We start from the raw sequence: 22,132 nt of genomic DNA, 5'->3' as shown, positions 1-22,132 counted from the left end.
GGACAGATGAGCCCACATGCACAGCCTGTGCCCATGTCCATAGCCCAGGCGAGCTATTGACGCGAAGAGACCCAAACAAAAAACAGATGTCGCAAAGATATAAGACGAGTTACCCGCGGCTGCGACCCGAGCGCACCAAAAGTGCGCAGCGGGACAGCGTTGTTACTTTTCTGCACCGGATCAGGGCATCTGTACCTCGATGGTACCGCCCGCGGTGACTTCGACCGTGGTGGTACCCGGGGCGACGTCCGGGGTCACGGCGTCGCTGGCGGCCTTCATGGCAGACATGCGCAGCATGGGCAGGGGCTGGGGTACGCCACTGGTGCCGAGGTCCAGGTTGACGATGCGATAGCCCGAGCCACCCAGGGCCTCGGTGGCCAATTGGGCGCGCGCCTTGAAGGCGGCCACGGCGTCCTTGAACAGGGCGTCCTCCTGCTGCTTGCGCGTGCCATCGGCGATGCTGAACTGCAGATTGCCCATCTTCAGGTTGCCCAGCAGCTCGCCGGTCAGCTTGGACAGGGCGGGGAAGTCGGCACTTTCCAGGCGCAGCTCGCCGCGCTCGCGCCAGGCATTGATGGCGCGGCCCTGATCTTCGTAGACCGGATAGGTGTTGCGGTTGCCCAGGGAGACGGTCACCCCGGACACCTTGCGCGCCTGCTCCAGGGCGGCGTTTAGGGTCTTGGTGGTCTCGCTGGCGAGGGCGGCCGGGTCCTGGCCCTGGCTCTCGGTATAGAGCATGACCTGCATCCGATCCCGCGGCACTTCGCGGCTGACCTCGGCCCTCAGGCTGATCTGGTTGTAGCGCGGCTCGTCGGCCTGGGCGCCGGTGGCGAGGGCGGCGCTGAAGAGAGCGGCACCCAGTACGAGCGGGCGTAGGGAAAAGGTCATGGTGTTCTCCTGGTTGGCAGTACGAAAGCCTTGGGACAGCGGACCCGGCGGATGGTGCGTCGCTTTGCCGCGTCGGCGGCGGAGGGCGAACGGCTCTCGCTATAATGCCGGGTCTGCTCCGACGGGCATGCCCCTATGGGCCTGCCGTCTCGATCGCTTCTTGCGCCTGGAACCTCGCATGTTCTCCTTGCCCGTTCAATGGTTGTCCGCCAATCGCCAGAATCTCGGCCGCCTGGTTCTCATCCGCGTGCTGGTGCTGGCCGCCCAGGCCGGCTCGGTGGGCATCGCCCGGTTGTCGGGCATCGTCCAGCTGCCCTGGACGGCGCTGGCCATCACCCTCGGCGTCTCGGCGGTGCTCTGCCTGTTCGCCGCCCTGCGCTTGACCCGTTCCTGGCCGGTCACCGAGCAGGAGTACGCGGCGCACCTGGGTTGCGACCTGGCCATCCACAGCGCCCTGCTGTATTTCGCCGGCGGCCCGACCAACCCCTTCGCCTCCTATTACCTGGTGCCCCTGACCATCGCCGCCGCCACGCTGCCCTGGCTCTATACCCTGGTGCTGGCAGCCCTGACCCTGGTGGTCTTCTCGCTGATGCTGCTGTCCTACGAGCCGCTGCACCTGCTGGTGGCCAACGATGGCGCGGTGCTGAGCTACGGCATGTGGCTGAGCTTCGCGCTGTCCGCCGCGGTCATCACCCTGTTCGTCGCCCGGATGGCCACCGCCCTGCGCGAGCAGGAGAATCTGCAGGCCCAGCGCCGCGAGCAGGCCATGCGTGACCAGCAGTTGCTGGCCGTGGCCACCCAGGCCGCCGGCGCCGCCCACGAGCTGGGTACGCCGCTGTCCACCATGAGCGTGTTGCTCAAGGAGCTGCAGCAGGAACATGCCGGCCAGCCGACCCTGAGCGAAGACCTGGCGCTGCTGCAGGCCCAGGTCGGCCAGTGCAAGCAGACCCTGCAGCAGCTGGTGCGGGCGGCCGAAGCCGACCGGCGCCAGACGGTACAGGAGCAGACCGCCGTGGAGTGGCTGGAGGCGACCATGGATCGCTGGCACCTGATGCGGCCGGAGGCCACCTATCGCTTCGAGGTGGTCAGCCTCGGCGCGCCGCCACGCCTCACGCCGCCGGTCGAACTTACCCAGGCGCTGCTGAATCTACTCAACAACGCCGCCGATGCCTGTCCGGAAAACCTGGCCATCCGGCTGCACTGGGACGCCCGCGAGCTGTGCCTGTCGATCCGCGATCACGGCGCCGGCGTGCCCCTGGCCATCGCCGAGCAGCTCGGCAAACCCTTTTTCACCACCAAGGGCAAGGGCTTCGGTCTGGGCCTGTTCCTCAGCCAGGCCAGCGTTACCCGCGCCGGTGGCACGGTGAAGCTCTACAATCACGAAGAAGGCGGCACCCTGACCGAATTGCGCCTGCCGCGGCACTACGCCCTGGCGTGAATGCCTGGAGAATCCTATGACTGACGACCTCAACAGCGGTTTCGACGACCAGCCCCACATCCTGCTGGTCGACGATGATCCCACCTTCACCCGGGTCATGGCCCGCGCCATGGATCGCCGTGGCCTGCGCGTCTCCATCGCCGACAGCGCCGAAGAAGGCCTGCAACTGGCCAAGGACGACCTGCCGGACTACGCCGTGCTCGACCTGAAGATGGAGGGCGACTCCGGCCTGGTGCTGCTGCCCAAGCTGCTGGAGCTGCATCCGGAGATGCGCGTGGTGCTGCTGACCGGCTATTCCAGCATCGCCACCGCGGTGGAAGCCATCAAGCGCGGCGCCACCAACTACCTGTGCAAGCCGGCCGATGCCGACGACGTCCTGGCCGCCTTGCTGGCCCAGCACGCCGACCTCGATACCCTGGTACCGGACAACCCCATGTCGGTGGATCGCCTGCAGTGGGAGCACATCCAGCGGGTGCTGGCCGAGCACGAAGGCAATATCTCGGCGACCGCCCGGGCCCTTGGCATGCACCGTCGGACCCTGCAACGCAAGCTGCAGAAACGCCCGGTCCGCCGCTGAGCGCCCAGTCGAGGCCGGCTGCGCGTCGGCCAACCAGTCTTGTACGGACCCTGGGTCGCCAGCCCCGCGTGGACGGCCCTGTCGCAAGGCTCAGTCACCGCCGGTAAACCCGCGCACGGGTTCGATCCGCTTTCTCAGGCCTGGGATTGGCGAGTCCCCAGTGCTCGGGCCGACCCTAGGCTGTTACTCCCCATGGCCGTTGCGCCTTGGCTAGGTCTAGCGCGTGCGACGTCGCACGGACTCCGCCTTCTCTTCGGCGCCCCGGCCCAGGGGCGACGACTGTTACATTGTTTCAGTCAGAATTCGTTCAGGCATTCCGGCATAGGCTGTGCAAGCGTCTCGTTGAGCAGTCTTTGAGAGTCCGAGCATGTCCGAATCCGCCGTACCCGTGCCTTCCGTCTATGGGGCTTCCCGCGGTCATTTCCTCGCCCGTGTCTGGACCCTGATCACCCCCTACTGGCGCAGTGAAGAGAAGGGCAAGGCCTGGCTGCTGCTCTGCGTGGTCATCGCCTTGTCCCTGGCCGGGGTCGGCCTGTCGGTCGCCCTGAACACCTGGTATCGCTACTTCTATGACGCCCTGCAGAACCGCGATCTCGCCGCCTTCATCCGGCTGATGCTGTACTTCTGCGGACTGGCGGCCAGTGCCATCCTGCTGGCCGTGTACCGGCTGTACCTGACCCAGGCGCTGACCATCAACTGGCGGCGCTGGCTGACCGAAAAGCACTTCGGCCTCTGGCTTTCGGAGCGCAACTACTACCACCTCGAACGTGAAGGCGGCGCCGACAACCCCGACCAGCGCCTGACCGAAGACATCCGCGACTTCGCCGAGACCACCCTGAGCCTGGGGCTGGGTTTCATCCGCACCGTGGTCAGCCTGGTGTCCTTCAGCGTCATCCTGTTCGGCATTTCCGGCGACATCACCCTGTTCGGCATCACCATCCCGGCCTACATGTTCTGGGCCGCGCTGATCTATGCCGCCATCGGCACCTGGCTGACCCACCTGATCGGCCGCCGACTGATCGGCCTGTACAACCAGCAGCAGCGCTACGAAGCCGACCTGCGCTTCGGCCTGATCCGCGTCCGCGAGAAGGCCGAGAGCGTGGCGCTGTTCCGCGGCGAGGCCAACGAGCATCGCCGGCTACTGGACCGCTTCGGCTACGTCTGGGGCAACTACCACCTGCTGATGAACTACACCAAGCGGCTGACCTTCTTCACCGCCGGCTACAGCCAGATCGCCATCATCGCCGGCTTCGTGCTGGCAGCGCCGCGCTATTTCTCGGGCAAGATCCAGCTTGGCGACCTGATGCAGATCAACTCGGCGTTCGGCAACGTCCAGGAAAGCCTCAGCTGGTTCGTCGATGCCTATGTCAGCCTGGCCGGCTGGCGCGCCGTCTCCGACCGCCTGCTCACCTTCCGCGAGGCCATGGCCGAGCTGAGCCAGGAATCCGACATCCTGGAACCGCGCACGGGCGACACCGACCTGCTGCTGGAGGGCCTGACCCTGAGCGCCGCCGGCCGCCTGCTGCTGCAGCCGACCGACCTGCGCATCGCCCGTGGCGAGCACCTGCTGGTCGAGGGCGCCTCGGGCAGCGGCAAGAGCACCCTGTTGCGGGCCCTGGCCGGACTCTGGCGGCAAGGGCAGGGCGGTATCGCCGTGCCCCCCGGACGCCAGCTGTTCCTGCCGCAACAGCCCTACCTGCCCATCGGCACCCTGCGCGAGGCGCTGTCCTATCCGCAACCGCTGGAGGCCTATCCCGACGAGCGCCTGGCCGAGGTGCTGCACCTGTGCCGGCTCGACCACCTGCGCGAGCAGCTGGACGAGTGCCGCCACTGGGAACGCACCCTGTCACCGGGTGAGCAGCAGCGCGTGGCCCTGGCGCGGGCACTGCTCTACGCCCCCGACTGGCTGTTCCTCGACGAAGCCAGCTCGGCGCTGAGCGAGGCGGACGAGCGCGCCCTCTACGAGCGGCTGCTCGCCGAGAATCCCGGCCTCACGCTGATCAGCGTCGGCCATCGTCCAAGTCTGCGTGCCTACCACCACCGCCATCTCCTGCTGGAAGGTCAAGAGTTGCGGCCTAGAGCCGTGGGCGACGCATCCTGATATGGACTGGGCGGTCTAGATCGGGCGTTCTTCAGAGGGTGGGTGCTATGATTTCGCTAGCCCTTTAATTTGGTACGAAAATCCATGTCAGCACCCACCCTGTCCCGCCCCCGCAAAAGACCCCGTAGCCTGGCAGAAGAGGTCGTTGCGGTGCTGATCCAGCAGATCGGCGATGGCCAATTCCAGCCCGGCGACAAGCTCCCCACGGAATCGGCCATCATGCAGGCGCAGGGGGTGAGTCGCACCGTGGTGCGCGAGGCCATCTCCCGCCTGCAGGCCGGTGGCTACGTGGAAACCCGGCACGGCATCGGCACCTTCGTACTGGAGCGGCGTCCGGAGTCCTTCCTGATCGACCCGGCCACCATCACTACCCTCAAGGACGTGCTGGCGATGCTCGAGTTGCGCATCAGCCTGGAAGTGGAGGCCGCCGGTCTCGCCGCCCAGCGCCGTTCGAGCGAGCAGCTGCAGGCCATGCGGACCCTGCTGGACAGCATGCGTGGCGGGGCCGAGCAGCCCGATCACGCGGTGAGCGCCGACCTGGAGCTGCACCTGCTGATCGCCACCTCCACCGGCAACCGTTATTTCAGCGACATCATGGGGTACCTAGGCAGCGTCCTGATTCCCCGTACCCGGCTCAATTCCGCCTACCTCGCCCATGACGACCAGCAGCGCTACCAGAGTCGCCTGGACGCCGAGCACGAGGCCATCGTCCAGGCCATCGAGGATGGCAATGTGGAGGCGGCCCGTTCGGCGATGCGCCTGCACCTGAGCAACAGCCGCGAGCGCCTGCGCCGGGCCCACGAAGAGATTGAACGGCAAGCGGAAGAGGCCTGACTCCAGGCCTCGCCGCTCGCGCGGGGGATTTTTCCGGGAGGGGCTTGCCCCTTCCATGATAGAGGTTGTACGATGACTTACAACAGGTAGCGGGTTGCCGCACCTTAGTCCAACCTACGCCGAGGCACCCCAGATGACTCCACAAGAACTCAAAGACGTCCTCTCTTCCGGTCTGCTGTCCTTCCCGCTGACCGACTTCGATGCCAACGGCGACTTCCGTCCCGACACCTATGCCAAGCGCCTGGAGTGGCTGGCCCCCTACGGCGCGACCGCGCTGTTCGCCGCTGGCGGCACCGGTGAATTCTTCTCGCTGGAAGCCAGCGAATACAGCGGCATCATCAAGACCGCGGTGGACACCTGCCAGGGCAGCGTACCTATCCTTGCCGGTGTCGGTGGCTCCACCCGCCAGGCCATCGCCTATGCCCAAGAAGCCGAGCGCCTGGGTGCCAAGGGCCTGCTGCTGCTGCCGCACTACCTGACCGAAGCCAGCCAGGACGGCGTGGCCGCCCATGTCGAAGCCGTCTGCAAGGCGGTCAAGATCGGCGTGGTGGTCTACAACCGCAACGTCTGCCGTCTGCAGCCCCAGCACCTGGAGCAACTGGCCGAGCGCTGCCCGAACCTGATCGGCTACAAGGACGGCCTGGGCGACATCGAACTCATGGTCGCCATCCGCCGCCGCCTGGGTGATCGCTTCAGCTACCTGGGCGGCCTGCCCACCGCGGAAGTCTATGCCGCCGCCTACAAGGCGCTGGGCGTGCCGGTCTATTCCTCGGCCGTGTTCAACTTCATTCCCAAGACCGCCGTGCAGTTCTATGAAGCCATTGCCCGTGACGACCACGCCACCGTCGGCAAGCTGATCGACGATTTCTTCCTGCCGTACCTGGAAATCCGCAACCGCTGCGCCGGCTACGCCGTGAGCATCGTCAAGGCGGGTGCGCGCATCGCCGGCTACGACGCGGGTCCGGTGCGGACGCCGCTGACCGATCTCAAGCAGGACGAGTACGAAAAGCTCGCCGCCCTGATGGACAAGCTCGGTCCGCAGTAAGGTCGTTCGCCGGAGGCGGCCGACTGGTCTCTCCGCCTGGCAAAAAGCCCGCGCTCAGCGGGCTTTTTGCTGTCTACCTCGGGTACAGCGGGCAGCGGCTGCGAGGTAGGGAAGGGCGCCAGGCTTAATGCTGCCCTAAGCCTGCATGAGCAGACTCGGCACTCGCCGTGCTGGCCCGACGACGGCGCGCGCTGCTGCCGGGCGACCACGGCGCCGGAAAGCCAAACCCTCGTCATCCCGGCCAAGGATGCTCGCCATGCCCGCTGCCCTGCTGTATCTCGCCCTCGCCGCGACCTCCGGCACCACCACCTGCCTGGCCGCGACGCCGCCCGCGGCCACGGTCCTGACGCGGGCGGTCGCCAACCCGCCCGCGCCGGTGCCCCAGGCGCTGCCGGTCATTCATACCGAGGGCACCTTGCCCCATGTGGGACTCCACGATCAGTCCGCTGCGGCGGTCCGGGATTTCAGCTACATGCTGGATCTCGCCCTGGCCTGGCGGGATACCCGGGACTCGGCGGCCCTGGCCCAGCTGGGGCGCTATCTCGATGCCTGGATGCAGGTCTATCGGCCCCGCTTCGATCCCATCGACGAAACCCCGCTCGGCAATCTCATCGCCGCCTACCGGCTGACCGCGGTAGACCTCCCGGCCGCGACGGCGCAGGCCACCCGCGCCTTCATCGAGCGGCTGGCGCGGGGCTACCTGGAGCGGATGGAGGCCCATCGCGACGACAGCCGCGGCGTCTGGAGCAACAACTGGCAGAGTCACAGGGTCAAGCTGGTGACCCTGGCGGCCAGCGCCCTGGACGACCCGGCGCTGTTCGCTCGGGCGCGGGCGGCCTTCCAGGCGCAGCTGTCGGCGAACCTCAAGCTCGATGGCGAGGTACTGGATTTTTCCCAGCGCGATGCCTTGCACTATGTCGTCTACGACCTCGAACCCCTGGTGCTGGCAGCGGCCGTGGCCCAGGGGTGGGGTGAGGACTGGCTGCGGCTACCCGGTCGCCAGGGCCAGACCCTGGCCCAGGCCCTCGACTGGCTGCTGCCCTATGCCCAGGGCCAGCGCAGTCATGAGGAATTCCGCGGGTCGCGGGTAGCCTTCGATGCCCAGCGTGCCGCCGCCGGCCTGCTGGGCTACGCGGGTGTCTGGGATCCGCGCAACGCCCGGGTGCTCTACTGGTCGGCCAGTCTGCTCGACCCGCGCTATGTGGCGATCGCCCGGCACCTCGCCACCGCACCACCACGGATGCTGTGGGCCTATGCCCCGGCCTGTCAGGGCTAGCGGGCGCGGCGCCGATTGCGCGGCGAGGGTCAGTCGAGGCTGCGAATGCTGACCTTGGAGGTGCCGTCGGCCACCATGTCGAGACGGTCGGCCGCGCTGCGCGACAGGTCGATCACGCGCCGCCGTACCGTCGGCCCCCGATCGTTGATGCGCACCACCACGCTGCGGCCATTGCTCAGGTTGGTGACTTGGACCCGGGTGCCGAAGGGCAGGGTGCGGTGGGCGGCGGTGAGGGCGTCGGGATCGTATTTCTCGCCGCTGGCGGTGCGCCGGCCGGCGTGCCACTTGGAATAGAAGGAAGCCAGGCCAGTGTCCTGGTAGTCGTGGGCAGCGACCGGGGACAGCGTGGCGGGAAAGTCTTCGTGACTGGCGCAACCGGCGAACAGCAGGACCAGCGACAGCAGTCCGGCGCGGTGAATCCGATGCATCTCGATGCCTCCTGGCAAAACGACCGGCAGCAGCTTAAGGGGTCGGAGCAGAGCTGTCAGCCCCGCTCCGTAACCCCTAGGTTCTGTACGAAAAGTGCCTGCGCTCGGTGATGCTTCGTTGAAAAGCGCCTGGATCGCCAGCCCGGTCGGAATGCTCATTTACCGCTCGTAAACTCGAGCGCGAGCCCGGTCCGCTTCCTCAGCGCTTTTCGCCTCGCCTGACCTTCGCTCGGCGACTTTTCGTACAGAGCCGTGCGACCGCCGTCAGCCTTCCAGTTTCTGCTTGAGCAGCTGGTTGACCTGGCCGGGGTTGGCCTTGCCCTTGGAGGCCTTCATCGCCTGGCCGACGAAGAAGCCGAACATCTTGCCGCGCTTGGCTTCGTCGCTGGCGCGGTATTGCTCGACCTGGGCGGCGTTGGCGGCCAGGACTTCGTCCAGCATGGCTTCGATGGCGCCGCTATCGGTGACCTGCTTGAGCCCCTTGGCTTCGATGACGGCATCGGCGCTCTCACCTTCGCCGGCAGCCAGGGCTTCGAAGACCATCTTGGCGAGCTTGCCGCTGATGGTCTCGTCCTTGAGGCGCAGGATCAGGCCGCCCAGCTGGGCCGCGCTCACCGGCGACTGGCCGATCTCCAGGTCCTGCTTGTTGAGCAGGCTGGACAGGTCGCCCATCACCCAGTTGGCGGCCAGCTTGGCATCGCCGCTCACCCGCTGGACTTCCTCGAAGTAGTCGGCCAGTTCGCGGCTGGCGGACAGCACGCTGGCGTCGTAGACCGACAGGCCGAATTCGCGCTGGAAGCGGTCGCGCTTTTCGGTCGGCAGCTCGGGCAGCTGGCTGCGCACCTCGGCGAGGAAGGCCGGCTCGATCACCACCGGCAGCAGGTCGGGGCAGGGGAAGTAACGGTAGTCGTTGGCTTCCTCCTTGCTACGCATGGAGCGGGTCTCGTCCTTGTTCGGATCGTACAGGCGGGTCTCCTGCACGACGGTGCCGCCGTCCTCGATGAGTTCGATCTGGCGCTGGACCTCGTGGTTGATGGCCTTCTCGATGAAGCGGAAGGAGTTGACGTTCTTGATCTCGGCGCGGGTGCCGAAGGTAGCCTGGCCCTTGGGGCGCACCGAGACGTTGCAGTCGCAGCGCAGCGAGCCCTCGGCCATGTTGCCGTCGCAGATGCCCAGGTAGCGCACCAGGGCGTGGATGGCCTTCACATAGGCCACGGCTTCCTTGGCGCTGCGGATGTCCGGCTCGGAGACGATCTCCAGCAGCGGGGTGCCGGCGCGGTTCAGGTCGATGCCGCTCATGCCGTGGAAGTCTTCGTGCAGGCTCTTGCCGGCATCCTCTTCCAGGTGCGCGCGGGTGATGCCGATGCGCTTGACGGTGCCGTCTTCCAGGGTGATGTCCAGGTGGCCCTTGCCGACGATGGGGTGATCCATCTGGCTGGTCTGGTAGCCCTTGGGCAGGTCCGGGTAGAAGTAGTTCTTGCGCGCGAAGACGTTGCGCTCGGCGATCTCGGCATCGATAGCGAGGCCGAACTTGCAGGCCATGCGCACGGCCTCGGCGTTGAGCACCGGCAGGGTGCCGGGCATGCCGAGGTCGACCAGGCTGGCGTGGGCATTGGGCTCGGCGCCGAAGCTGGTGGCGCTGGCCGAGAAAATCTTCGATTGGGTGCTGAGCTGAGCATGGATCTCAAGCCCGATCACGGTTTCCCATTGCATGTCTCTATCCTTCCTCAGAAGCCGCTCGGCGCCTGGCGATGCCAGTCGCTGACTTGCTGGTACTGGTGGGCGACGTTGAGCAGACGGCCTTCCTGGAAATAGTTGCCGAGCAGTTGCACGCCCACCGGCAGGCCGTCGACGAAGCCGGCCGGCATCGACAGGCCGGGGATGCCGGCAAGGTTGGCGGCGATGGTGTAGAGGTCCTCGAGATAGGCGGAGACCGGGTCATCGCCTTTCTCGCCGATTTTCCACGCCAGGTTCGGCGTGGTCGGGCCGAGGATGACGTCGACCTCGGCGAAGGCCGCGACGAAGTCGTTCTTGATCAGCCGGCGGATGCGCTGCGCCTTGAGGTAGTAGGCGTCGTAGTAGCCGGCCGACAGGGCATAGGTGCCGACCATGATGCGGCGCTTCACTTCCGCGCCGAAGCCTTCGCCGCGGGATCTCTTGTAGAGATCTTCCAGGTTGACCGGATTCTCGCAGCGATAGCCGAAGCGCACGCCGTCGAAGCGCGACAGGTTGGAGCTGGCCTCGGCCGGGGCGATGACGTAGTAGGCCGGGATGGCGTGTTCCAGGTTCGGCAGCGAGATGTCCTTGACCGTGGCGCCGAGCTTCTTCAGCTCCTCCACCACGGCCAGCACCTTCTCCCCGATGCGGGCATCGAGGCCGGCGCCGAAGTATTCCCGCGGCAGGCCGATGCGCAGGCCGGTCAGCGGCTGTTGCAGGGCGGCGCGGTAGTCGTCCACCGGCTGGTCGACGCTGGTGGAGTCCTTGGGATCGAAGCCGGCCATGGCCTGCAGCAGCAGGGCGCAATCCTCGGCGGTGCGCGCCAGCGGGCCGCCCTGATCGAGGCTGGAGGCGTAGGCGATCATGCCCCAGCGCGAAACGCGGCCGTAGGTGGGCTTGATGCCGGTGAGGTTGGTCAGGGCCGCCGGCTGGCGGATCGAGCCGCCGGTGTCGGTGCCGGTGGCGGCGGGCAAGAGGCGCGCCGCCACCGCCGCGGCGGAGCCACCGGAGGAGCCGCCCGGCACCCGGGTGAGGTCCCAGGGATTCTTCACCGGGCCATAGTGGCTGGATTCGTTGGCCGAGCCCATGGCGAATTCGTCCATGTTCAGCTTGCCGAGGGTCACGGCGCCGGCCGCGGCCAGCTTCTCCACCACGGTGGCGTCATAGGGCGCCTTGAAGCCGGTGAGGATCTTCGAGCCACAGCTGGTGAGCACGCCCTGGGTGCAGAACAGGTCCTTGTGGGCGAGCGGGGCGCCGAGTAGGGCGCCGTTCTCGCCGGCAGCGCGGCGGGCATCGGCGGCCCGTGCCTGGGCCACGGCCTGTTCGGCGGTCACGGTGATGAAGGTGTTGAGCTGCGGGTCGAGCTGCTCGATCCGCTGCAACAGGCCGCGGGTCAGTTCCTCGGCGGAAAATTCCTTCGCGGCCAGGGCGGCGGCGATCTCGGTCAGGGTCAGCTGATGCATGTCGTGTCTCACTCGATCACCTTGGGGACCAGGTACAGTCCGGCTTCCACGGCCGGGGCGATGGCCTGGTAGGCCGCGCGCCGGTCGCCTTCGGTGGCCTGGTCGGGCCGCAGGCGCTGGGTGGCCTCCAGCGGGTGGGCGAGGGGGGCGATGTTCGTGGTATCGACGGCCTGCATGCGATCGACGAGGCCGAGGATGTCGTTGAGGGTGGCGGTGGTAGCGGCGAGATCCGCTTCGTCGAGACCCAGGCGGGCCAGGTGAGCGATCTTTTCGACGTCGGTGCGTTCGAGCGCCATCGGCTTCTCCAGCAGGAAGGCGGCGTGACCCGGTTGGCGGCCGCGTATGCAGGAGACGGGCTGGGCGAGTCGGGCGCCGCGTTGAACGGGGGCTTAACGGCCCGGAAAAGCTCTCAATCTAGCATATCGGCGCCTTGCCCTAAATCCCTGCGATTGTTAGAGTCTGCCGCACTTTTTTACCCGCACGTTTGTCCTGTCGCGTGCCTGCTTGTCACCGCCTAGGGTCACCTCATGTTCAAGAAATTGCGTGGCATGTTCTCCAGCGATCTGTCGATCGACCTGGGAACCGCCAACACCCTCATTTATGTCCGCGAGCGTGGCATCGTGCTCAACGAGCCGTCGGTCGTCGCCATCCGTACCCATGGCAACCAGAAGAGCGTCGTCGCCGTCGGTACCGACGCCAAGCGCATGCTCGGTCGGACGCCGGGCAACATCTCCGCCATTCGCCCGATGAAGGACGGCGTCATCGCCGACTTCAGCGTCTGCGAAAAGATGCTGCAATACTTCATCAACAAGGTGCACGAGAACAGCTTCCTGCAGCCCAGCCCGCGGGTCCTGATCTGCGTGCCTTGCAAGTCGACCCAGGTCGAGCGCCGCGCCATCCGCGAATCCGCGCTGGGCGCCGGGGCCCGCGAGGTGTTCCTGATCGAGGAGCCGATGGCCGCGGCCATCGGCGCCGGCCTGCCGGTCGAGGAAGCCCATGGCTCCATGGTCGTCGATATCGGTGGCGGTACCACCGAGATCGCGCTGATCTCGTTGAACGGTGTGGTCTATGCCGAATCCGTCCGGGTCGGCGGTGATCGCTTCGACGAAGCCATCGTCACCTACGTGCGTCGCAACTATGGCAGCCTGATCGGCGAATCCACCGCCGAGCGCATCAAGCAGGAAATCGGCACCGCCTACCCGGGTGGCGAGGTCCGCGAGATCGACGTGCGTGGCCGCAACCTGGCCGAAGGCGTACCGCGCAGCTTCACCCTCAATTCCAACGAGGTGCTCGAAGCCATGCAGGAATCCCTGGCGACCATCGTCCAGGCGGTGAAGAGCTGCCTGGAGCAGTCGCCGCCGGAGCTGGCCTCCGACATCGCCGAGCGCGGCCTGGTGCTGACCGGTGGTGGCGCTCTGCTGCGTGACCTGGACAAGCTGTTGTCGCTGGAAACCGGTCTGCCGGTGATCGTCGCCGAGGACCCGCTGACCTGCGTGGCCCGTGGCGGCGGCAAGGCGCTGGACATGATGGATCGCCACGCCATGGACCTGCTGTCCACCGAATAAGGCAGTTCCAGGCTACAGGCCCCGATCCGGTCGCCGCTGGCGGTCGGGTCGTCGGGCGCGTTCTGCGAGGAACTCACCATCAAGCCGATTTTCAGCAAAAGCCCGGCGCTGGGCATTCGTCTGCTGATCCTGGCCGCCATTTCGGTGGGTGTCATGGTCACCGACGCCCGTTTCGACTATCTGAAACCGGTGCGCAGCGAAATGGCGCTGGTTCTCTCGCCCCTCTACGAGGTGGCGGGCTTTCCGCTGCGCGCCTGGGAAGGTGTCAGCGACCAGTTTTCCAGCCGCACCGAGCTGATGGCGGAAAACGAGCGCCTCAAGGCCGAGCAGTTGCTGCTGCAGCGGCGCCTGCAGAAGCTCGCCGCCCTCACCGAACAGAACGTCCGCCTGCGCGAACTGCTCAATTCCGCCGCCCTGGTGGATGACAAGGTATTGGTCGGCGAGCTGATCGGCGTCGATCCCAATCCCTATACCCATCGCATCATCATCGACAAGGGCGCGAAGGACGGCGTCTTCGTCGGCCAGCCAGTGCTCGACGCCAGCGGCCTGATGGGGCAGGTGGTCGAGGTGATGCCCTATTCGGCCCGGGTGCTGCTGCTCACCGACGTGACCCACAGCATTCCGGTGCAGGTCAACCGCAACGGCCTGCGCGCCATCGCTGCCGGCACCGGCAACCCCGAGCGCCTGGAATTGCGCTATGTCGCCGACACCGCCGACATCAAGGAAGGCGACCTGCTGGTGAGCTCCGGCCTGGGACAGCGCTTCCCGGCGGGCTACCCGGTGGCCACGGTGTCCAAGGTGATCCACGACTCGGGCCAGCCTTTCGCGGTGGTGCGCGCCATCCCCACGGCCAAGCTCAATCGCAGTCGCTACATGCTGCTGGTGTTCAGCGACACCCGCACCCCGGAGCAGCGCGCCAACGATGCCGCCGAGGCCCAGGAAGCGGCGGATCGGCATGCCGCGCAGCGCCCGGCCGCCCCGGCCAATCCGGCTCCGGCCGGTGCTTCCGCGGCCCAGCCGGCCGCCGCCCCGGCGACCCCGGCGCAGGGCGCCGCCACTGGCAGTCGCCAGGCCGCGCCGACCAAGCCGCCGGCCAGCCAGGGTAACGCGGGGGGCCATGCCACAACAGCGGCCAAGCCGCCGGCCCATGGCGCCGCCCCGGCGACCGGCCAACCGGCCGCGACCGCCACGCCGCCGCAGAAGAAGCTGCCGCCACTCCCGGCCGCGGCCCAGCATCCGGCGCCTGAGCTGCCGGACGAGGGCGATCGTTGATGGCGCTGCGCATCGGCCACAACGGGTGGGTGATCTGGCTCACTCTGTTGGTCGGGTTGCTGCTGTCCGTCGTGCCCATGCCGGAGTTCATGGAGATCGGCCGGCCGCTGTGGCTGGCCATGCTGCTGACCTTCTGGACCCTGACCCTGCCGCACCGCGTCGGCCTGTTCACCGCCTGGGTGATGGGCATCGCCGAGGACGTGCTCTACGGCAGCCTGCTGGGCCAGACCGCCCTGGTGCTGAGCCTGGTGGTGTTCCTGGTCCGCTCCCTGGCGCCGCGTCTGCGCGCCTTTCCCATCTGGCAGCAGAGCTTCGTGCTGCTGGTGGTCTACGGCATCGCCCAGCTGCTGGCGCTGTGGCTCAACGCCCTGGCCGGCAGCCGCCCGCCGACCCTGGTCTTTCTCACGCCCTCGCTGGTCAGCGCCCTGCTCTGGCCGTGGATCTACCTGCTGCTCCGCGGGCTGCGCCTCAGATTCGGTGTCAACTGACCGGCTTTCCCCCGCGTCAAGCTGGTTTCACCGGCGTTGGGCTGGCATGCTCCCGTCATTCCCTTGTCGTCCGGTCGTTGTCGATGCCCCAGCTCTACCTTGCCTCCGCTTCGCCACGCCGTGCCGAACTGCTCGAACAGATCGGCGTCGCCTTCCAGAAAGTCGCCGCGACGGTCGATGAGACCTCCCATCCCGGTGAGGCGGCGGACGCCTACGTCGAGCGACTGGCCCGCGCCAAGGCGGCCATGGGCTGGCAGGTCCTGGCCGGCGCCGCCGATGGTTGCGTGCTCGGCGCCGATACCTGCGTGGTGCTCGACGACCAGCTGCTCGGCAAACCCCGGGATCGCGCCGACGCCCTGGCCATGCTCGCCGCGCTGGGCGGGCGCCGCCATCGGGTGGTGACCGGCGTCGCCGTCGCCGATGGCGAGCGCTGCCTGAGTCGCGTGGTGTCCGCCGAGGTGGAATTCCGCCCCCTGGCGCCCGGTGAGGCCGAGCGCTACTGGGACACCGGCGAGCCGGCGGACAAGGCGGGCAGCTATGCCATCCAGGGTGCCGGCGCGGTTTTCGTGCGTAGCCTGCACGGCAGCTATAGCGCCGTCGTAGGGCTGCCGCTGTGCGAAACCGCGGAACTGCTGAGCGCTTTCGCCATCCCTTGTTGGCGGTCTGTCGGACTGCCAGCCGCCCAGCCCTGAGGCGCCTGGCGCCTCGGTCCTCCTTCCGCCCTTCCACGACGTCCAAGAGTCCTCCATGAGCGAAGAGATCCTCATCAACATCACTCCCATGGAGTCCCGCGTCGCGGTCGTGGAAAACGGCGTACTGCAGGAAGTACACGTCGAGCGGACGCTGAGACGCGGCATCGTCGGCAACATCTACCGCGGCCGGGTGGTGCGGGTGCTGCCGGGCATGCAGGCGGCCTTCGTCGACATCGGCCTGGCCCGCGCGGCCTTCATCCACGCCGCCGAGATCTCCCAGCGCGAAGGCGCCGCGGTGGAAAGCATCAATGCCCTGGTGCGCGAGGGGCAGACCCTGGTGGTCCAGGTCACCAAGGATCCCATCGGCACCAAGGGCGCGCGCCTCACCACCCACCTGTCGATCCCCTCGCGCTACCTGGTCTACATGCCGCGCACCTCCCACGTCGGCATCTCGCTGAAGATCGAGGACGAAGCCGAGCGCGAACGCCTCAAGGGCATCATGACGCGCTGCGTGGAGAGCGAGGGCATCGAGCACGAGGGCGGCTTCATCCTGCGCACCGCCGCCGAGGCGGCCCGGGAAGAGGACATCCTCGCCGACATCCGCTACCTGCGCCGCCTCTGGCAGCAGATCTCCGGCAACCTGCAGGGGCCGACGCCGGTGCCCATCTACGAAGACCTGACCCTGGCGCTACGCGCCTTGCGCGACCTGGTCGGGCCGCGCACGGAGAAGATCCGCGTCGACAGCCGCGAGAATTTCCAGCGCATCGGCCAGTTCGTCGAGGAACTGATGCCCGAGGTGGCGGCGCGCCTGGAGCACTATCCCGGCGAGCGGCCGATCTTCGACCTCTATGGCGTGGAAGACGAGATCCAGAAGGCCCTGGAGCGCAAGGTGCTGCTCAAGTCCGGCGGCTATCTGGTGATCGACCCCACCGAGGCCATGACCACCATCGACGTCAACACCGGCGCCTTCGTCGGCCATCGCAACCTGGAAGAGACCATCTTCAAGACCAACCTGGAGGCGGCCACCGCCATCGCCCGCCAGCTGCGGCTGCGCAACCTGGGCGGCATCATCATCATCGACTTCATCGACATGGAAGACGAGGAGCACCAGCGCCAGGTGATCCGTACCCTGGAAAAGCAGCTCGAACGCGACCACGCCAAGACCAACATCATCGGCATCACCGAGCTGGGCCTGTTGCAGATGACCCGCAAGCGCACCCGCGAGAGCCTGTCCCAGGTGCTCTGCGAGCCCTGCGCCAACTGCCAGGGCCGCGGCATCCTGCGTACCGCCGAGACCATCTGCTACGAGATCTTCCGCGAGATCCTCCGCGAGGCGCGGGCCTATCAGGCCAACTCCTACCTGGTGCTGGCCAACCAGAAGGTGGTGGATCGGCTGCTGGACGAGGAGTCGGGCAACGTCGCCGACCTCGAAGCCTTCATCGGCCGTACCGTCAAGTTCCAGGTGGAAACCATGTATTCCCAGGAGCAGTACGATGTCGTGCTGCTCTAGGTTCCGCCGTTGATGGCTGTGTTCAAGCGCGGCGTCCTGATCCTAGGCCTGTCGCTGCTCGCCCTGGTGACCCTCTACCTGGGACTGGGCCGGCTGCTCATGCCCTGGGTCGGCGAATACCGCAACGAGGTCGAGGCGCGTGCCGCCAGCGCGCTGGGCGAGCCGGTGCGGCTGGGGCGCCTCGAAGGGCGCTGGGCGCTGTGGAATCCGGTGCTGATCCTGCGTGACCTCACGCTGGGGCAGGGCGAGCGAACCGTGCAGCTCGATCACCTCAAGGTGGTGCCCGATGTGCTCGGCAGCCTCTGGCATCGCCAGCTGCGGCTCAAGTCGCTACAGCTCGACGGCGTCCACCTGGTGTTGCAGGAAGATGCCCAGGGGCAATGGCAGTTGCGCGGCCTGCCGCCGCGTGCCGCGGCGGCCAAGCCCTTCGATGTGGGGCCGTTGCTCGAGACCCTGGCGCGCCTGGACCATGCCAGCCTGTTGGATACCCAGCTCAGCCTGATTCCCCGGCAGGGGTCGCCGGTTACCCTCAGGTACGTCGAGGCCAGCCTGTCCCGGCAGCTGGACGGCGCTCTGCTGCTGGCGAGTCGCTTCCGACTGCCCGATGGCGGCACGGTGGCCGCCCGCTTCAGCGCCAAGCCACGGCCGGACGATTGGCGGGCCAGTGCGCTGGAGGGCTACGTCAGCCTGCCTGCCAGTGATTGGTCCCGCTGGGTGCCGGCGGACCTGACCCGGCAGTGGCAACTGCGGCGCGCCCAGGCCGAAGGCGAACTCTGGTTCGCCTGGGCGGAAGGCCGCCTGCAGCGGTCCCATCTGCGGCTGAAGGCCAAGGAACTTGCGCTTGCCTATGCCGACCACCCGGAGGTACGGCTGGCGGCAGTGACGCTGGACGCTGCCCAACAGGCGGCCGACGCCGGTCGCTACCAGGGCGCGCTGGCGCTGCAGGCGCAACTCGATGGCCAGCCCCTGGCAGGCCGCTATGCCCTGGCCTACGACAGCAATGCCCAGCACCTGCAGCTGCGCGGCGACCAGCTCGATCTCCGGCAGGCCGGACGGCTGGTGCGGGATCTCGCCCCCTTGCCGGCGCCGGTGGCCCAGGCGCTCCAGGCCCTGGCGCCCCATGGCCAGCTACGTAACCTCAATGCCGACCTCTATCCGCAGAAGCCCCTGCGTGAGCGCCTCACCTACGCGACCAACCTGGAGCGGGTAGGCTTCGCCGCCTATCGCGGCGCGCCGGCTGCCGACGGCGTCACCGGCAGCCTGAGCGGCAGTCTCGGCGGCGGCGAACTGCGCCTCGACACCACCGACTTCCTGCTGCACCTCAGCGACCTCTTTCCCGAGCCCTGGCGCTATCGCACCGCCAAGGCGCTCCTGACCTGGAGCCTCGACGACCAGCGCTTCACCCTCGGCAGTGCCCTGATGCAGGTCACCGGGCCGGAAGGCGCGGCCAGCGGCGACATGCACATCCAGCTGGGCCTGCACCCGGAGGCGGACAGCTACATGGACCTGCGCGTCGGCCTCAAGGACGGCGATGCCAGCTATACCCGCAAGTACCTGCCGACCAAGCTGCCGGCGACGGATTTCAGCCCGGAGCTCGCCCAGTGGCTGAGCACCGCCATCGTCGGTGGGCGGATCGACGAAGGCATCTACCAGTACCAGGGTTCCCTGCGCCACGGCTCGCCGGCGCATTCGCGCACCATGAGCTTGTTCTTCCGGGTCCACGACGCCCAGCTGGCCTATCAACCTGGCTGGCCCGCCCTGCGTGAAGCCCGCGGCGACGTCTTCATCGAAAGCGACGGGGTCAAGGTCCAGGTGCCGGAGGGGCGCATCCTCGATACCCGGGTACGCGACGTCGAGGCCCGCATCCCCTTGTTGCACGATGGCAGCGTACCGCACCTGCGCCTCGCCGCGCGGCTCGACAGTAGCCTGCGCGATGGTTTGAAGATCCTCCAGGAAACGCCGCTACCGACCGCCAAGGTCTTCGCCGGCTGGAAGGGCGAGGGCGCCCTCCCCAACAGCGGCCTGAGCCTGGATATTCCCCTCGCCAAGGGCCAGCCACCGGTGGTGGTGGTCGACCTGACCCCGGACAAGGCCCGCCTGGAATTGGCGGATCCCAAGCTGCTCCTGACCGACCTGCGCGGCACCTTTCGCTACGATACCCGCAGCGGCCTGAGCGCCCCGGACATCCAGGCCCGTGCCTTCGACCAGCCCATCCGCGGCCAGGCCCTGGCCGAGGGCAAGGCCGACCAGCCCCGTACCCGCCTGGTGGTGGACGGCCGCGTCGACGTGGACCAGCTGGCGCGCTGGCTGGGCAGTGAAGGACGCCCCCTGCCGGCGCGTGGCCTGCTGGGCTATCGCCTCGGCCTGACCCTGGCCGACCATAGCGAGCTGGCGGTCACCTCGGATCTGCGCGGGGTGACCATCGACCTGCCGGCGCCCTTCGGCAAGAAGGCCGACGACAGCCGCGAAGGCTTCTTCAGCCTGGGCCTGGATGACGGCGAACGGCGGGTGGAGGCGACCTACAAGGGGGTCGCCGATGCCGTGCTGCTGCTCGATCCCGCCGCCATCGCCAAGGGCCGTGGCGAGATCGTGCTGGGCGGCGGCACCGCCAACCTGCCGGCCAGCCCCGGCTACGACCTGCGGGGCCAGCTGGAGGAATTCGACCTGGCTGCCTGGCAGGACGTCTACCAGCGCTATGTCGCCGGCAGCCCCGGCGGCAGTGGTGGCGCAGGGCAGGGCGGTCGCAACCTGCCGGACGTCTCCAGCCTCGGGCGCGGCGATCTGAGCTTCGGGCGCTTCCTGGCGTTCGGCCAGCAGATCGACAACCTGCGGCTCACCTACGAGCCCCAGGACAGCGCCTGGCAACTGGGGCTGGCCAGCCAGACCATTGCCGGACAGGTGCGCATACCGCGGCAGACCGGGCAGCCGATCGACATCAACCTGCAGCACCTGCGTATCCCCCAGACGCCGGCCGATCCCTCGGTGGAAAGCGACGCCCCGCGTCCCGACCCCCTGGCCGATGTGGATCCGCGCAAGTTGCCGGCGCTCAACCTGGCCATCGATCGTTTCGAGCTGGGTGGCCGGCTGGTCGGCGCCCAGCGCCTGCAGCTGAGGCCGTCGCCCGCCGGTGCCAATTTCAATGCCCTGGATCTCGACCTGCGAGGTCTCAAGGTCCAGGGCGCCCTGCGCTGGGAAGGCGCACCGGGCGCGACCCACAGCTACTACCAGGGGCGCCTGTCGGGCGGCAACGTCGCCGACATCCTGCTGGGCTGGAACTTCGCCTCCAGCGTGACCAGCCGCGATTTCCGCCTGGACGCCCGGGTCGACTGGCCCGGCTCGCCCGCCTACGTCGCCCTGGCGCGACTCAACGGCAGCCTCGATGCGCGCTTGAACGACGGCCAGCTGCGCCAGGTGGAGGGCACGGCCTCGGCGCTGCGCATCTTCGGCCTGCTCAATTTCGAATCCATCCGCCGCCGGCTGCGGCTGGATTTCTCCGATCTGTTCGGCAAGGGCCTGAGCTACGACAGCATCACCGGCCTGCTCGACGCCGACCAGGGCGCCTTCCGCACCCGCAAGCCCATCAGCCTGAGCGGGCCGGGGGCGGAGATGAGCCTGCAGGGGCTGCTGGACATGGCCAGCAACCGCGTCGATGCCAATCTCAAGGTCGGGTTGCCGGTCAGCAACTCCCTGCCGCTGGCGGCCTTGATCGCCGGGGCCCCCGCCATCGGCGGCGCACTGTTCATCGTCGACCGGCTGATCGGCGACCGCATCACCCGCATGGCCAGCATCAACTATCACATCGAAGGACCCTGGCAGAATCCGACCATGACCACCGGCAAGCGCGATTGAGCATTGCCCTGCGGCCGCACCGCTGCTTAGCATGGGCGATCCTGTCTGGAGTGCCCGCATGTCCATAGCCATTCTGCAGATGGTCAGCGGCCCCGCGGTGGCGGCCAACCTGGGCGCCGCCGAGGGGCTGCTGGAACGCGCCGCCGGCGGCGGTGCGCGCCTGGCTGTGCTGCCGGAGAACTTCGTCGCCATCGGCCATCCCGCACCCGCCGAGCTGGCGCGGGCGGAGGCGCTCGGCCAGGGCGAGATCCTGCCCTGGCTGTCCCGCACGGCCCGCGACCTCGGCCTCTGGCTGCTGGCCGGTACCCTGCCGCTGTTGCCCGAAGGCGCCACCGAGGGCAAGCCCTGCGCCTGTTCGCTGCTGTTCGACGACCAGGGCCGCCGGGTCGCTCGCTACGACAAGCTGCACCTGTTCGACGCCGACGTCAGCGACAGCCACGGCAGCTATCGCGAGTCCGATCACTATGCCGCCGGCGAGACCCTTACGGTGGTGGATACCCCGGTCGGTCGCCTGGGCCTGACGGTGTGCTACGACCTGCGCTTTCCCGAACTCTACGGCGCCCTGCGCGCCGCGGGGGCGGAGCTGATCAGCGCGCCCTCGGCCTTCACCGTGCCCACCGGCCAAGCCCATTGGGAGCTGCTGCTCCGCGCCCGCGCGGTGGAGACCCAGAGCTATCTGCTGGGCGCTGCTCAGGGCGGGGTCCATGCCAATGGGCGCAGCACCTGGGGTCATGCCATGGCGGTCGATCCCTGGGGCGAGGTGCTCGCCGTGCAGGCCAGTGGTGAGGGCGTCCTGCTCATCGAGCGCAATGCCGAGCGTCAGGCCGAGTTGCGGCGGCGGATGCCGGTGCAGCAGCACCGCCGCTTCGCGCCCGCGCGCCTGGCCGGTCACTAGAGGCCGAACGGCAATGACGGCCATTGGTCATTTCCATCAGGGACCCGAGACTTCCGCGAGTAGGCTAGAGGCCAGCTCGCGACCCTTTCATCGTT

At 67.8% G+C, this 22,132-nt stretch carries 18 protein-coding genes; 13 read left to right on the top strand and 5 right to left on the bottom strand.

Annotated elements, in window-relative coordinates; all coding sequences use genetic code 11:
- Window positions 1–180: 180 nt before the first annotated feature.
- Complete coding sequence (locus tag ACYJP6_RS05410) at window positions 181–888, bottom strand: SIMPL domain-containing protein (protein WP_459473996.1); 708 nt, start codon at window positions 886–888, stop codon at window positions 181–183.
- Between the two features lie 178 nt (window positions 889–1,066).
- Between ACYJP6_RS05410 and ACYJP6_RS05405 the strand changes: the two genes are divergently transcribed.
- From ACYJP6_RS05405 to ACYJP6_RS05380, 6 genes are all read left to right on the top strand, one after another.
- A complete protein-coding gene (locus ACYJP6_RS05405; RefSeq protein WP_459473994.1) occupies window positions 1,067–2,326 on the top strand; it encodes an ATP-binding protein in 1,260 nt (419 codons plus the stop codon).
- Window positions 2,327–2,342: 16 nt separating this feature from the next.
- The gene (locus ACYJP6_RS05400; protein WP_059314005.1) at window positions 2,343–2,903 is read left to right on the top strand and encodes a response regulator transcription factor; all 561 of its coding nucleotides are present in this window, start codon (window positions 2,343–2,345) and stop codon (window positions 2,901–2,903) included.
- A gap of 367 nt (window positions 2,904–3,270) precedes the next feature.
- A complete protein-coding gene (locus ACYJP6_RS05395; protein ID WP_459473992.1) occupies window positions 3,271–5,004 on the top strand; it encodes an ABC transporter ATP-binding protein/permease in 1,734 nt (577 codons plus the stop codon).
- Window positions 5,005–5,088: 84 nt separating this feature from the next.
- The gene (locus tag ACYJP6_RS05390) at window positions 5,089–5,838 is read left to right on the top strand and encodes a FadR/GntR family transcriptional regulator (RefSeq protein ID WP_459473990.1); all 750 of its coding nucleotides are present in this window, start codon (window positions 5,089–5,091) and stop codon (window positions 5,836–5,838) included.
- Between the two features lie 133 nt (window positions 5,839–5,971).
- The gene (gene kdgD / locus ACYJP6_RS05385; protein ID WP_459473989.1) at window positions 5,972–6,883 is read left to right on the top strand and encodes a 5-dehydro-4-deoxyglucarate dehydratase; all 912 of its coding nucleotides are present in this window, start codon (window positions 5,972–5,974) and stop codon (window positions 6,881–6,883) included.
- 256 nt (window positions 6,884–7,139) lie between these two features.
- The gene (locus ACYJP6_RS05380) at window positions 7,140–8,159 is read left to right on the top strand and encodes an alginate lyase family protein (protein ID WP_459473987.1); all 1,020 of its coding nucleotides are present in this window, start codon (window positions 7,140–7,142) and stop codon (window positions 8,157–8,159) included.
- A gap of 29 nt (window positions 8,160–8,188) precedes the next feature.
- Here the strand turns inward: ACYJP6_RS05380 and ACYJP6_RS05375 are convergent, their stop codons facing one another.
- From ACYJP6_RS05375 to gatC, 4 genes are all read right to left on the bottom strand, one after another.
- The gene (locus tag ACYJP6_RS05375; protein ID WP_145004552.1) at window positions 8,189–8,587 is read right to left on the bottom strand and encodes a septal ring lytic transglycosylase RlpA family protein; all 399 of its coding nucleotides are present in this window, start codon (window positions 8,585–8,587) and stop codon (window positions 8,189–8,191) included.
- Window positions 8,588–8,851: 264 nt separating this feature from the next.
- Entirely contained in the window at window positions 8,852–10,300 is a 1,449-nt protein-coding gene (gatB, locus tag ACYJP6_RS05370; RefSeq protein ID WP_459473985.1) for an Asp-tRNA(Asn)/Glu-tRNA(Gln) amidotransferase subunit GatB, read from the bottom strand.
- 14 nt (window positions 10,301–10,314) lie between these two features.
- Window positions 10,315–11,766, bottom strand: coding sequence for an Asp-tRNA(Asn)/Glu-tRNA(Gln) amidotransferase subunit GatA (gene gatA, locus ACYJP6_RS05365; RefSeq protein ID WP_459473984.1), 1,452 nt, complete (start codon window positions 11,764–11,766; stop codon window positions 10,315–10,317).
- Window positions 11,767–11,774: 8 nt separating this feature from the next.
- Window positions 11,775–12,062, bottom strand: coding sequence for an Asp-tRNA(Asn)/Glu-tRNA(Gln) amidotransferase subunit GatC (gene gatC / locus ACYJP6_RS05360; RefSeq protein WP_145004561.1), 288 nt, complete (start codon window positions 12,060–12,062; stop codon window positions 11,775–11,777).
- Window positions 12,063–12,293: 231 nt separating this feature from the next.
- Here gatC and mreB point away from each other — a divergent pair, with 231 nt between their 5' ends.
- The 7 genes from mreB (at window position 12,294) to ACYJP6_RS05325 (ending at window position 22,037) form a co-directional block, all read left to right on the top strand.
- Complete coding sequence (gene mreB, locus ACYJP6_RS05355) at window positions 12,294–13,331, top strand: rod shape-determining protein MreB (RefSeq protein WP_007159533.1); 1,038 nt, start codon at window positions 12,294–12,296, stop codon at window positions 13,329–13,331.
- Between the two features lie 126 nt (window positions 13,332–13,457).
- Entirely contained in the window at window positions 13,458–14,603 is a 1,146-nt protein-coding gene (gene mreC, locus ACYJP6_RS05350) for a rod shape-determining protein MreC (protein ID WP_459474285.1), read from the top strand.
- Window positions 14,603–15,091 carry a rod shape-determining protein MreD gene (gene mreD / locus ACYJP6_RS05345; protein ID WP_459473982.1) on the top strand — a complete coding sequence of 163 codons (489 nt, stop codon included), beginning with the start codon at window positions 14,603–14,605 and terminating at the stop codon, window positions 15,089–15,091. Before mreC ends, mreD begins: the two co-directional genes overlap by 1 nt.
- Before the next feature lie 83 nt (window positions 15,092–15,174).
- Window positions 15,175–15,783, top strand: coding sequence for a Maf family protein (locus tag ACYJP6_RS05340; RefSeq protein ID WP_459473980.1), 609 nt, complete (start codon window positions 15,175–15,177; stop codon window positions 15,781–15,783).
- Between the two features lie 55 nt (window positions 15,784–15,838).
- Window positions 15,839–17,293 carry a ribonuclease G gene (gene rng, locus ACYJP6_RS05335; RefSeq protein ID WP_145004572.1) on the top strand — a complete coding sequence of 485 codons (1,455 nt, stop codon included), beginning with the start codon at window positions 15,839–15,841 and terminating at the stop codon, window positions 17,291–17,293.
- Window positions 17,294–17,305: 12 nt separating this feature from the next.
- Complete coding sequence (locus ACYJP6_RS05330; protein ID WP_459473978.1) at window positions 17,306–21,142, top strand: YhdP family protein; 3,837 nt, start codon at window positions 17,306–17,308, stop codon at window positions 21,140–21,142.
- 58 nt (window positions 21,143–21,200) lie between these two features.
- Window positions 21,201–22,037 carry a carbon-nitrogen hydrolase family protein gene (locus ACYJP6_RS05325; protein ID WP_459473976.1) on the top strand — a complete coding sequence of 279 codons (837 nt, stop codon included), beginning with the start codon at window positions 21,201–21,203 and terminating at the stop codon, window positions 22,035–22,037.
- Window positions 22,038–22,132: the final 95 nt, after the last annotated feature.

Source organism: Pseudomonas sp. No.117, assembly GCF_054558395.1.
The sequence above is the reverse complement of the archived record's forward strand: the minus strand, read 5'-3'. Positions and strand labels throughout refer to the sequence as shown.